Origin of the sequence: Nocardia sp. CDC153 (assembly GCF_035818515.1) — a bacterium.
In the GTDB taxonomy this organism is placed as follows: Bacteria; Actinomycetota; Actinomycetes; order Mycobacteriales; family Mycobacteriaceae; genus Nocardia.
Window position 1 is genome coordinate 138,242 of the sequence record NZ_JAYKYU010000008.1, and the last position, 11,468, is coordinate 149,709.

At 68.3% G+C, this 11,468-nt stretch carries 11 protein-coding genes; all 11 read left to right on the top strand.

Features of this window, described 5'->3' with window-relative positions:
• The first annotated feature begins 46 nt into the window (after positions 1 to 46).
• The 11 genes from murD to VMT65_RS35860 all read left to right on the top strand — a co-directional run bounded on the left by murD (position 47) and on the right by VMT65_RS35860 (position 11,327).
• Complete coding sequence (murD, locus tag VMT65_RS35810) at positions 47 to 1,489, top strand: UDP-N-acetylmuramoyl-L-alanine--D-glutamate ligase (RefSeq protein ID WP_326313210.1); 1,443 nt, start codon at positions 47 to 49, stop codon at positions 1,487 to 1,489.
• Complete coding sequence (ftsW, locus tag VMT65_RS35815) at positions 1,486 to 2,988, top strand: putative lipid II flippase FtsW (RefSeq protein WP_442790380.1); 1,503 nt, start codon at positions 1,486 to 1,488, stop codon at positions 2,986 to 2,988. Before murD ends, ftsW begins: the two co-directional genes overlap by 4 nt.
• A gap of 92 nt (positions 2,989 to 3,080) precedes the next feature.
• Entirely contained in the window at positions 3,081 to 4,526 is a 1,446-nt protein-coding gene (gene murC, locus VMT65_RS35820) for a UDP-N-acetylmuramate--L-alanine ligase (RefSeq protein ID WP_326313211.1), read from the top strand.
• Positions 4,527 to 4,533: 7 nt separating this feature from the next.
• Entirely contained in the window at positions 4,534 to 5,262 is a 729-nt protein-coding gene (locus VMT65_RS35825) for a cell division protein FtsQ/DivIB (RefSeq protein ID WP_326313123.1), read from the top strand.
• Between the two features lie 320 nt (positions 5,263 to 5,582).
• Positions 5,583 to 6,848: a cell division protein FtsZ gene (gene ftsZ, locus VMT65_RS35830; protein ID WP_326313124.1), complete on the top strand. Its 1,266-nt coding sequence runs from the start codon at positions 5,583 to 5,585 to the stop codon at positions 6,846 to 6,848.
• A 122-nt stretch (positions 6,849 to 6,970) separates the two neighbouring features.
• Positions 6,971 to 7,711: a peptidoglycan editing factor PgeF gene (gene pgeF / locus VMT65_RS35835; protein WP_326313125.1), complete on the top strand. Its 741-nt coding sequence runs from the start codon at positions 6,971 to 6,973 to the stop codon at positions 7,709 to 7,711.
• Positions 7,708 to 8,481, top strand: a complete 774-nt coding sequence (locus VMT65_RS35840; RefSeq protein ID WP_326313126.1) for a YggS family pyridoxal phosphate-dependent enzyme — start codon at positions 7,708 to 7,710, stop codon at positions 8,479 to 8,481. Before pgeF ends, VMT65_RS35840 begins: the two co-directional genes overlap by 4 nt.
• A 184-nt stretch (positions 8,482 to 8,665) precedes the next feature.
• Complete coding sequence (locus VMT65_RS35845) at positions 8,666 to 9,466, top strand: cell division protein SepF (RefSeq protein WP_326313127.1); 801 nt, start codon at positions 8,666 to 8,668, stop codon at positions 9,464 to 9,466.
• Positions 9,467 to 9,773: 307 nt separating this feature from the next.
• Positions 9,774 to 10,076 (top strand): YggT family protein, encoded by a 303-nt coding sequence (locus tag VMT65_RS35850; RefSeq protein ID WP_326313128.1) that lies wholly within the window; start codon positions 9,774 to 9,776, stop codon positions 10,074 to 10,076.
• A 72-nt stretch (positions 10,077 to 10,148) separates the two neighbouring features.
• Positions 10,149 to 10,979: a DivIVA-like cell division protein Wag31 gene (gene wag31 / locus VMT65_RS35855; RefSeq protein WP_326313129.1), complete on the top strand. Its 831-nt coding sequence runs from the start codon at positions 10,149 to 10,151 to the stop codon at positions 10,977 to 10,979.
• A 141-nt stretch (positions 10,980 to 11,120) separates the two neighbouring features.
• Positions 11,121 to 11,327, top strand: coding sequence for a hypothetical protein (locus VMT65_RS35860; RefSeq protein ID WP_326313212.1), 207 nt, complete (start codon positions 11,121 to 11,123; stop codon positions 11,325 to 11,327).
• Positions 11,328 to 11,468 lie beyond the last annotated feature (141 nt).

Here is an 11,468-nt window from a genome sequence, read left to right on the forward strand (position 1 = left end):
AGCAATGTCCGAACATTCTCCGAGGGTCCTGCGTTCACCGGGGCCCATGCTGGAATTCCTGCGTGGCCGTGATGTGCTGGTGGCCGGTTGGGGCGTCTCCGGGCGCTCGCTGATCGAGCCGCTGCAGGACATCGGCGCGCGACCGATCGTCACCGACGGCGGCGGCAAGGCCCTGGCCGAGGCCGCCGAACTCGGCCTGGGCACCGCCACCACCGCCGACCTGCTCGAACCCGACGCGCTGCGCCGCTTCGCGCTGGTCATCACCAGCCCGGGCTGGCGACCGGACTCCCCGGTCCTGGTTTCCGCTGTCACCGAGGGCATTCCGGTGTGGGGCGATGTGGAGTTCGCCTGGTGGGTCGACCAGGCCCGCATCTACGGACCGGTCCGCAAGTGGCTGGTGATCACCGGCACCAACGGCAAGACCACCACCACGCAGATGACGCACTCGATCCTGCGCGCGGCGGGCATCCCGTCGGTGGCCTGCGGCAATATCGGCCTGCCCATCCTGGACGCGCTGCGCCGCAATCCCGGACCGCAGATCCTGGCGGTGGAACTGTCCTCGTTCCAGCTGCATTGGGCTCCCTCGGTGCGCCCGGAGGCGGGCGTCGTGCTGAATGTGGCCGAGGACCACCTGGATTGGCACGGCGGGCTCGACGCCTACGCCGCCGCCAAGGCCCGCGCGCTGACCGGACGGGTCGGCGTGGTCGGCCTGGACGACGCGGTCGCCGCCGCGCTGGCCCGAAAGTCCAAGGCGCGCCGCACCGTCGGCTTCCGCATCGGCGTCCCCGCCGACGGCGAGCTGGGCGTGGTGGACGGCAAGCTGCTCGACCGCGCCTTCACCAAGGCCGCCATCCTGGCCGAGGTCGGCGACATCAGCCCGCAGGGACCGGCCGGGGTGGCCGACGCGCTGGCCGCGGCCGCGCTCACCCGATCCATCGACGTGGCACCGCAGTTCGTGAAGGAGGGCCTGCAGGAGCACAAGGTCGGCCCGCACCGCGCCGCGTTCGTGCGCGAGCTGTCCGGCGTCGAGTTCGTCGACGACTCCAAGGCCACCAACCCGCACGCCGCGCGCTCCTCGATCCTGGCCCACCCCAGCGTGATCTGGGTGGCGGGTGGTCAGCTCAAGGGCGCGACCGTCGAGGACCTCATCGAGGAGTGCCGCGAACACCTGGTCGCCGCCGTGCTGTTCGGACAGGACGCGCCGGTGATCGCGGCCGCACTCGCGCGACACGCCCCGGATGTCCCGGTCGTGGAGCTGAATTCGGGGGACGATGCTCGAATGGGTGACCCCTTCACCGAGATCGAACCCGAAGCGGTGATGGCACGCGCTGTGCGCGTGGCGGCCGGATTCGCCACTCGTGGCGACACCGTGCTGCTGGCCCCGGCCGCGGCGTCGTTGGACATGTTCGCCGACTACACGCACCGCGGACGCGCCTTCGCGGCCGCCGTGCAGGCCCTGGACGAGAAGGACATCGGGAGAACCGAATGACGACGGCGACGCCACGGCGGGTCGGAAACCAGACTCGCGTGCGTGCGCGAACCGGATGGTTCGGAGCGTGGCTGGCCCGCCCGCTGGCGTCGTATCACCTGGTGGTCACCATCGCGGTGCTGCTCACCGTGCTGGGCCTGGTCATGGTGCTCTCGGCCTCGAGCGTCGAGTCGTATACCGGTGGCGGATCGCCGTATTCGCTGTTCATCCAGCAGGCGATGTTCGCCGGACTGGGCGCGGTGCTGTTCTATATTGCCCTGCGCATCCCCATGCGGGTGATGCGCGGGCTGTCCTTCCCGGTGTTCGCGCTGTCGGTGGTCATGCTGGTGCTGGTGCTCATCCCCGGCGTCGGCACCAAGGTGCAGGGCTCGCAGCGCTGGTTCGACCTCGGCTTCGTCTCGGTGCAGCCGTCCGAGATCGCGAAAATCACACTGGTGGTGTGGGGTTCGCACCTGCTGGCCTCCCGGCAGAGCGAAAGGGCCGGGTACAAGGAACTTCTCATGCCGCTGGTCCCCGCGGGCCTGCTGGTTTGTTTCTTGGTCGTGATGGAACCCAACCTGTCGACCACCATCGCTCTCGGTATCGTTCTCACCTCGCTGCTGTGGTTCGGCGGGCTGCCGCTGCGCATGTTCGTCACCATCGCGGTGTCGGGCGCGGTGGCCGCGGCCATCCTGGCGCTCTCGGCCGGATACCGCTCCGACCGCATGCGGGCCTTCTTCAATCCCGGCGACGATCCGCAGGGCATCGGCTATCAGGCCCGCCAGGCCATGTATTCGCTGGCCGACGGCGGCATCTGGGGTCGCGGGCTGGGGCAGTCGCGCGCCAAGTGGAGCTATCTGCCCAACGCGCACAACGACTTCATCTTCGCCATCATCGGCGAGGAACTCGGCTTCCTCGGCTGCGCGCTGGTGCTCGGGCTTTTCGCGCTGTTCGTCTACACCGGTCTGCGCATCGCCTCGCGCTCGGTGGATCCGTTCATCCGCCTGCTCACCGCCTCGGCCACCACCTGGATCACCGGTCAGGCCCTGATCAATGTCGGCTACGTCGTGGGTTTGCTGCCGGTGACCGGTCTGCAGCTGCCGCTGGTCTCCGCGGGCGGCTCGTCGCTGGCCATCACCCTGTTCATGTTCGGCATCATCGCCAATGCCGCCCGCCACGAACCCGAGGCGGTGGCGGCCCTGCACGGCGGCGGCGACGGTCGCTTCAGCCGGCTGCTGCGGCTGCCCAAACCCGAAATGTATTCGCCCACACGGGCGAACGCGGCCCGCGCCCGATCCAAGGCCAAGGCGAAGCCGAAGCCCAAGGTCAAGCCCGCGCCACAGAAGCGCGCGCTACCATCGGGCCGAGGCCGGGGCGGCTCGGAAGCGGCGTCGCGGCGATCGATAGATTCGGATTCGGCCCGGCGCAGCAGCCGCTCCACGGAATCGTGGCGCAGCACTCGCGCCTGGGAACCCAACTATCCGATGAAACACGCCAGGGAACGGGGTAATTCGAGGTGACAGTGGAGCGGCCGGACAGCGATGCGCCCACCGCGACCGAACCCATCGCAGGAGTGCAGACCGATTTACCCGATCATCTGCGGCGCGTGCACATGATCGGCATCGGTGGGGCCGGTATGTCCGGTATCGCCCGAATTCTGCTGTCGCGTGGCGGCATGGTGTCCGGGTCGGACGCCAAGGAGAGCCGCGGCGTGCTGGCCCTGCGGGCGCGCGGCGCGGAAGTCCGCATCGGTCACGACGCCGGAGCACTGGACCTGCTGCCGGGCGGGCCGACCGCCGTGGTCACCACCTACGCCGCCATTCCCAAGACCAATCCCGAACTGGTGGAAGCCCATAAGCGCGGCGTGCCCGTGCTGTTGCGCCCGGCCGTGCTGGCCTCGCTCATGCAGGGCCACAAGACGCTGCTGGTCTCGGGCACGCACGGCAAGACCTCCACCACCTCCATGCTCGTGGTGGCCCTGCAGCACTGCGGACTCGATCCGTCCTTCGCCGTCGGCGGCGAGCTCAACGAGGCGGGCACCAATGCCCACCACGGCACCGGCGGCATCTTCGTGGCCGAGGCCGACGAGAGCGACGGCTCGTTGCTGCAGTACGCGCCGGATGTCGCGGTGGTCACCAATATCGAGTCCGACCACCTGGACTACTTCGGCACGGACGAGGCCTACGTCCAGGTCTTCGACGACTTCGTGGACCGGCTCGAGCCGGGCGGGCGACTGGTGGTCTGCCTGGACGATCCGGGCTCGCTCGGCCTGGCGCAGCGCTCGGTCGCCAAGCTGAAGGACGATCCGCGCGGCGTACGGGTGATCGGTTACGGCTCGGCCGACATCGCCGACTCCGGCGTCCCCGTCGGCGCGCGGCTGCTGTCGTGGGAGCCCCGCGATGTCGGCGGCGTGGCCGTGTTCCAGCTCTCCGACGAGTCCGCCCCGCGCACCCTGCGCCTGTCGGTGCCCGGCCGCCACATGGCCCTCAACGCGCTCGGCGCGCTGCTGGCCGCCCGCGCCACCGGGGCCGATATGGGCGAAATCATCCAGGGCCTGGAGGGTTTCGGCGGCGTGCACCGGCGTTTCCAGCTCACCGGCCGAGAGAACGGCGTGCGCGTCTTCGACGATTACGCCCACCACCCGACCGAGGTGCGCGCGGTGCTCTCCGCCGCCGCCGAACTGGTCGCCCAGGAGGCCCGCGACGGCGCGCGCTCGCGGCCCGGTCGGGTGATCGTGGTCTTCCAGCCCCACTTGTACAGTCGCACCGCCACTTTCGCGACCGAGTTCGGCGCGGCGCTCTCGCTGGCCGACGAGGTCGTGGTGCTCGACGTGTACGGCGCGCGCGAGGAGCCGCTGCCCGGCGTGAACGGCGCGCTGGTGGCCAATGCCGTCACCAAACCCGTGCACTACCAGCCGGATATGTCGCGGGTCGGCAAGCAGGTGGGCGCGCTGGCCCGGCCGGGCGATGTGGTGATCACCATGGGCGCGGGCGATGTGACCATGCTGGGCGGCCAGATCCTGGACGGTCTGCGCGCGCGACCCGGCCACGGGCGGTGAGCCGGACATGAGCGAGGGCGGGGGAGACGACGCCGGGAGCGAAGACCTCACGTATCGGCCGAGCGCCTGGCGATCCCGCCGAGTCCGTCTCGGTGCGCTCGCCGGTGTCGTCGTGCTGATCGCCTTCGGCCTCGTCGCGTATTTCACTCCGCTGCTGGCGGTTCGGACCGTCCGCGTGGACGGGCTGGCCGCCGTTCCGGAGCAACAGGTTCTGGACGCGCTGCGGGTACCGGACGGTCGCTCGATGCTGCGGCTGGACACCGACGCCCTCGCCGAACGCGTCGCCCACCTACCCAAGGTCCGATCCGCCCGCGTCCAACGGGTATTCCCGTCCACCGTGCGGGTGACCGTGGTCGAGCGCACCCCCGTCCTGTATTTCGACAGCCCGGATGGGACACATCTGCTCGATTGCGACAGCGTGGAATTCGCGATCGAGCCGCCGGGACCCGGAGTGCCCAAACTTATTACCGACCATCCGGGCGGTTCGGATCCGGTGACCAGGGCCGCGGTCGCGGTCATGGCCGCCCTTCCCATACCGCTGCGTGACCAGTTGGGCGTGGGAGCGGTTGTGGCCCGCTCGGTTTCGGATATTGCCCTGGAGTTGCGTGACGGCCGTACGGTGGTGTGGGGCGGAACCGCGGACTCCGCGCGCAAGGCGGCGGTGGTCGGGCCCCTGCTTTCCCAGCCGGGCAAGGTATTCGATGTTACGAGTCCGAATCTGGTCACGGTAAAGTGAGCGATACCCATTGGGCCGCCGAAATTTTCGGTGGTTTGCCGGAAGGGCACCGCCGGTTCCGATCCAGGACCGGAGGGCAACCGTCCACGATACGATGCTCAGGTGGGTCGGACGAGGCGAATCACACAAGATTCTGACACTCGTTTCGGCGCGCCTGCGCTAGTAACGCGGTGGCTGCGAATACCGTTCCGCACCAGTCGGATACTTGACATAACGCTGAAGCTATGGTTGAGGGTTTATCGGACCGAGACCATAACGCCGGAGTTTTGCCAGTAACCGAAGACGACAAGCTGTTTCAGATCGAAGGAAGGCGAGAGCCCATGACGCCCCCGCACAACTACCTTGCTGTGATCAAGGTCGTCGGTATCGGCGGCGGCGGCGTGAATGCCGTCAACCGGATGATCGAACAGGGACTCAAGGGAGTCGAGTTCATCGCGGTCAACACCGACGCGCAGGCTCTGCTGATGTCCGATGCCGACGTGAAGCTCGACGTCGGCCGGGAATTGACCCGCGGTCTGGGCGCCGGCGCCGATCCCGAGGTCGGCCGCAAGGCCGCCGAGGATCACAAGGACGAGATCGAAGAGGTCCTCAAGGGCGCGGACATGGTCTTCGTGACCGCCGGTGAGGGCGGCGGCACGGGCACCGGCGGCGCACCGGTCGTGGCCTCCATCGCCCGCAAACTCGGCGCGCTCACCATCGGCGTTGTGACGCGGCCGTTCTCGTTCGAGGGCAAGCGCCGCAGCAACCAGGCCGAGGCGGGCATCCAGGCCCTGCGCGAGTCCTGCGACACCCTCATCGTCATCCCCAACGACCGCCTGCTGCAGCTGGGCGACGCGGCCGTGAGCCTCATGGACGCCTTCCGCTCCGCGGATGAGGTGCTGCTCAACGGTGTTCAGGGCATTACCGACCTGATCACCACCCCGGGTCTGATCAATGTCGACTTCGCCGACGTCAAGTCGGTCATGTCCGGCGCGGGCAGCGCCCTCATGGGCATCGGTTCCGCACGCGGCGAGGGCCGTTCGGTCAAGGCGGCCGAGGCGGCGATCAATTCGCCACTGCTGGAAGCCTCCATGGACGGCGCGCACGGCGTGCTGCTCTCCATCGCGGGCGGGTCGGACCTCGGCCTGTTCGAGATCAACGAGGCCGCCTCGCTGGTCCAGGAGGCCGCGCACATCGAGGCGAACATCATCTTCGGTACGGTCATCGACGATTCCCTCGGCGACGAGGTCCGCGTCACGGTGATCGCGGCCGGTTTCGACGGCAACGGCCCGTCGCGGCGCATCGAACCCTCGGTGAGCCGCTTCAGCAGCACCGCCTCCACCACCAGTTCGGCCTCGGCCGGATCGGTCAGCCGCACGAGCGAATACAGCTCGACCCGCGCCGCCGAGCCGACCCGTCCGGTGGAACCGCCGCCCGCCCCGGCCGCCCCCGCCCCGGCCCCCGTGGCCGAGCGCGGCCCCGCGCCGTCCTACAGCGCCCCGCGCCCGTCGGTCGATCCGACCATCGGCGGCAACCCCCGCGGCCACATCCAGCCGCCGGACGCGGACGACGACGATGTGGACGTGCCCTCGTTCATGCGTCGATAGGCCAAGGATCGCGACGGAATTAGGCAAGGACCGCAACGCAATTCGCCGTGAACGCGCCAGCCCCCACCACGGGGGCTGGCGCGTTTCCAGTTGGCCCGCCGGTGGCTACTACTCTCGAACCCATGACATCAGCGGCACCTGTTTTCCGGACCAGACGGGTTGTGACCACGCGCGCGGGCGGCTTCTCCGCGGCCCCCTACGACTCGTTCAACCTGGGCGACCACGTGGGCGACGATCCGGAGGCGGTGCGGCGCAATCGAGTTCGGCTGGCCGAGAATCTCGGCCTGGCACCCGACCACCTGATCTGGATGGAACAGATCCACGGCCGCAATGTCGAGATCGTCGACGGCCCGCGCGATGAGCCCGTGCCCGCCACCGACGCGCTGGTGACCACCCGCCGGGATCTCGCCCTCGTCGTCCTCACCGCCGACTGCGTGCCGATCCTGCTCTCCGACGACGAGGCCGGGGTCATCGCCGCTGTGCACGCGGGTCGCATCGGCGCGCGCATCGGCATCGTCCCGAAGGTCCTCGAGGCCATGGTCTCGGTCGGCGCGCGACCCGAGCGCATCGGCGCGTTCCTCGGCCCGGCGGCCAGCGGTCGCCAGTACGAGGTGCCCGCCGCCATGCGCGCCGATGTCGAGGCGCACCTGCCGGGCAGCGCGACCACCACCGCCAAGGGCACGCCAGGCCTGGATCTGCGCGCGGGCATCCGCCGACAGCTGGAAGCGGCCGGTGTGGGTGCGGTCGCCGTGGACCCGCGCTGCACCATCGAGGACAAGACACTGTTCTCACACCGCCGCGGCGCGCCGACGGGGCGACTCGCCGGTGTGATTTGGATGTCATCCGAAGGGGTTTCAGAATGACCGAGAGTTCTACCGGCACAAGGGGATCGGTTGCGACGGGGCTCACAGGCCAGGCGGATCGCGCCGAGCAGCTGAAGACGTCACTGTCAGCTCTCATCGAGCGAATCGACGCAGCGTGCGTGGCCGCGGGCCGTGATCCAGCCGCCGTCCGCCTGCTCCCCGTCACCAAGTTCTTCCCGGCCTCGGATATCGAGATCCTCTATCACCTCGGCCGCCGCGAGTTCGGTGAATCCCGGGAACAGGAGGCCGCCGCCAAAGTGGCCCAACTGGGACACCTGTCCCAAATACGTTGGGAGTTCATCGGCCGCCTCCAGCGCAACAAGGCCAAAGCCGTTGCACGCTGGGCCGATACGGTCTATTCGGTCGATTCGGACCGCCTCGCCAGTGCCCTCGACGCGGGCGTCAAGGCCGCTCTCGACGACGGTGCCCGCACCACCCCCTTGCGCGTGCTGCTCCAGGTCTCTCTCGACGCCGATCCCGCCCGCGGCGGCGTCCGCGACGCGGCCCTGCACGCCCTCGCCGATCAGGTCGCCGCCTCGGAATCACTGCAGCTCGCGGGCCTGATGGCGATCCCGCCGCTGGATGTCGAACCCGATGCCGCCTTCGAGCAACTGGCCCGCATCCACGCCGCATTAACGACCGTCCACCCCGAAGCTATGGAACTGTCGGCGGGCATGTCCGGCGACTTGGAGTCGGCCATCCGCCATGGATCCACGTGCGTGCGTGTCGGTACTGCCCTGATGGGCGCGCGACCGATAACCTCGGCGTAGCAAAGAAACCTCACCAGTCACATTTGAAACATATGCTTGGTGACAGATGAGGTCTGAGCAGGACAACACCCCAGGCCAACCGGGGCCGAAGGAAGGTCGACCAGATGAGCGAGCGCAGCGAGCGGGCAAAAAATACAGCCACGAGCGTGCTCGTGCTGGAGCCGAGCGCCAGCGAGGTGGAAGCATGAGCACGCTGCACAAGTTCAAGGCGTACTTCGGGATGGTTCCGCTCGAGGATTACGAAGACGACTACGTCGACGACCGCGGAGCCGCCCGGAGCGCCGATGAGCGTGGTCAGCGTCGCCCCCGCGCCTACGGGGAACGCGAGCGCGACTACGACCGGTACGCCGAGGACCGCTACGACGACGAGCCCGCCTACGAGCCGTCGTACAAGGCCCCCTACAAGCCGGGCTACAGCGCCGTCTCCCGCCGCGACGACTACGTCGACGACCTCCGCGAGCGCGATCACCGCGACCGCTACGACGCCGACGACCGCTACGAGCCGCCGCGCCGTCCCACCCGCATCGACACCGCCCCGTCCAGCCGCACCCGGTCCGTGGGCGGCAGCGCGCCCATGGTGCGCGGCAGCACCCGCGGCGCGCTCGCGATGGACACCGACGCGGAGCGTCGCATTGAGGAGCTGCGGGAGCAGGAGCGCCGGATCGAGGCGGCCCGCCGTCCCCAGATCTTCGAGGACGGAGGCACCTTGTCCAAGATCACCACGCTGCGCCCGCGCACCTACGCGGAGGCCGCCATCATCGGCGAGCGCTTCCGCGACGGCACCCCGGTGATCATGGATCTGGTCGAGATGAGCAACTCCGACGCGCGCCGCCTGGTGGACTTCGCCGCGGGTCTGGCCTTCGCCCTGCGTGGTTCGTTCGACAAGGTCGCGACCAAGGTCTTCCTGCTGTCGCCCGCCGACGTGGACGTCTCCGCCGAGGAGCGTCGCCGCATCGCCGAAAACGGCTTCTACAACCAGAAGTAACGGGACCCAACTCTCGGGATTCGCGGGGCCGCGTCCACGGCGGGTGCCCGGGAGTCGGGTGGGGTGAGAAGTAAACCGAGGCAACGAATTACGTTGCGTCTATGGGGGTTGCGACTTTGTCGCGGGGGCTCGCCGGGGAGGCGTTGGGGGATTGTGGGGAGTCTTGTGCCCGAGATGTCCGGGTATTCGAGTGCCACAGCGTGTGTCGGTGGTCCTGACCGGTAGTCATAGGCTGCCAGCCCAGCTGTGACCGGGGCGATCAGTGTTTCTATTTTGCCGATCATGAGATCTGAGGCAGAGTGGTCGGGTGAGCCTGTTGACGGTGTTGAACCTGCTGCTGTTCATCTTCTGGCTGTTGCTGATCAGCCGAGTCATCGTCGAGTTCATCCGCAGCTTCGCGCGAGACTGGCGCCCGACTGGCTTCGTCGTGATCCTCCTCGAGGTGATCTTCACGATCACCGACCCCCCGGTGAAACTTCTGAGGCGTTTGATACCCCCAGTGAATCTTGGGGGAATTCGGCTCGATCTGTCCATTATGGTCCTGCTCTTTATCGTGTTCATCTTGATGACGATCACGGGCCAGGCAGGGCAGTCGATAGCTCAGGTGTGACAGAATGGGCCGAAAGAAAGCTTGCCCAGATCTACCGCTAGATCTCCATACGAAGCGTGAAGGGATCGTTCCATGCCGCTGACCCCCGCCGATGTTCATAACGTCGCGTTCAGCAAACCACCGATCGGGAAGCGCGGATACAACGAGGACGAAGTCGACGCCTTCCTCGACCTGGTCGAGCAGGAGCTCTCACGCCTCATCGAGGAGAATGCTGATCTTCGCCAGCGCGTTGCGGAGTTGGACGCGGAACTGGCTGACGCCAAGAAGAATCGGGGCCCCGCGGTCCAGACCGTGAAGGCGCCCATCGCGCCGGAGCCCATCAAGGCCGCCCCGCCCGCGCCCCCGGCGCCCATGCCCGCGCCCGCCCCGGTCGCCGCCGTCAAGCAGGACGCCCCCTCCGCGGACGCGAATCTGCAGGCCGCCAAGGTGCTTTCGCTGGCTCAGGAGATGGCCGACCGCCTCACCTCCGATGCCAAGACCGAGGCCGAGCAGCTGCTGGCCAACGCCAGAGCCAACTCCGAGCGACTGGTCAGCGACGCGCGCACCCGCTCCGAGGCCATGATCGCCGACGCCCGCCAGAAGGCCGAGGCCATGCTGTCCGACGCGCAGACCCGCTCGGATTCCCAGCTGCGCCAGGCCAAGGAGAAGGCCGACGCCCTGCAGGCCGACGCCGAGCGCAAGCACACCGAGATCATGGCCACCATTACCCAGCAGCGCAGCGTGCTGGAGAGCCGCATCGAGCAGCTCAAGACCTTCGAGCGCGAGTACCGGGTGCGGCTGAAGTCCTACCTGGAGTCGCAGCTCGAGGAGCTGGAGAACCGTGGTTCGGCGGTTCCGGTGGACGGCGGCGAGTTCGGCGCCGACGCGTCGGGCAACGGCGCACTTCTCAAGGGCAGCAAGTAAAGTCGTAACTACGGCCCGCGATGCCGCGTCGTGCCGGGTGACAGCCCGGTCGGTGCGTCATCGTCGCCAACCTTTCCCGTCCTTCGATGGCCGAGCCGCTGATGGCCCGGGCCAGCGAAGCCCAGCGAGGGGGTGGTGCACTTGCTCGTGGTGACGCTCGCGCTCGCCGCCGTGGGTTTCGGCCTGCTGGTGACCGCACTGACCACCGGTTCGGTGATCTGGGCATGGGGCTGCATCATCGTGTGCGTCATAGGCGCGGTGCTGCTGCTCGTCAGTGCGTTGTCGCTGCGGACCGAGAACGACGAGGAAGCCTCGTCGAGACCGGGTGGCAGACATGCGAAGCACTAGCGAGACCTCAGGGGTGGGTCGGCGGAATAACCGCTGGACCCGCCCCGCTAGTATGGAGACAGCTTTACGGCGTTGATCCGGCTATCACCGGGGAGCCTTCGGAAGAACGGCGAGCCTGCGTTCAGCGGCATCGACACAGCT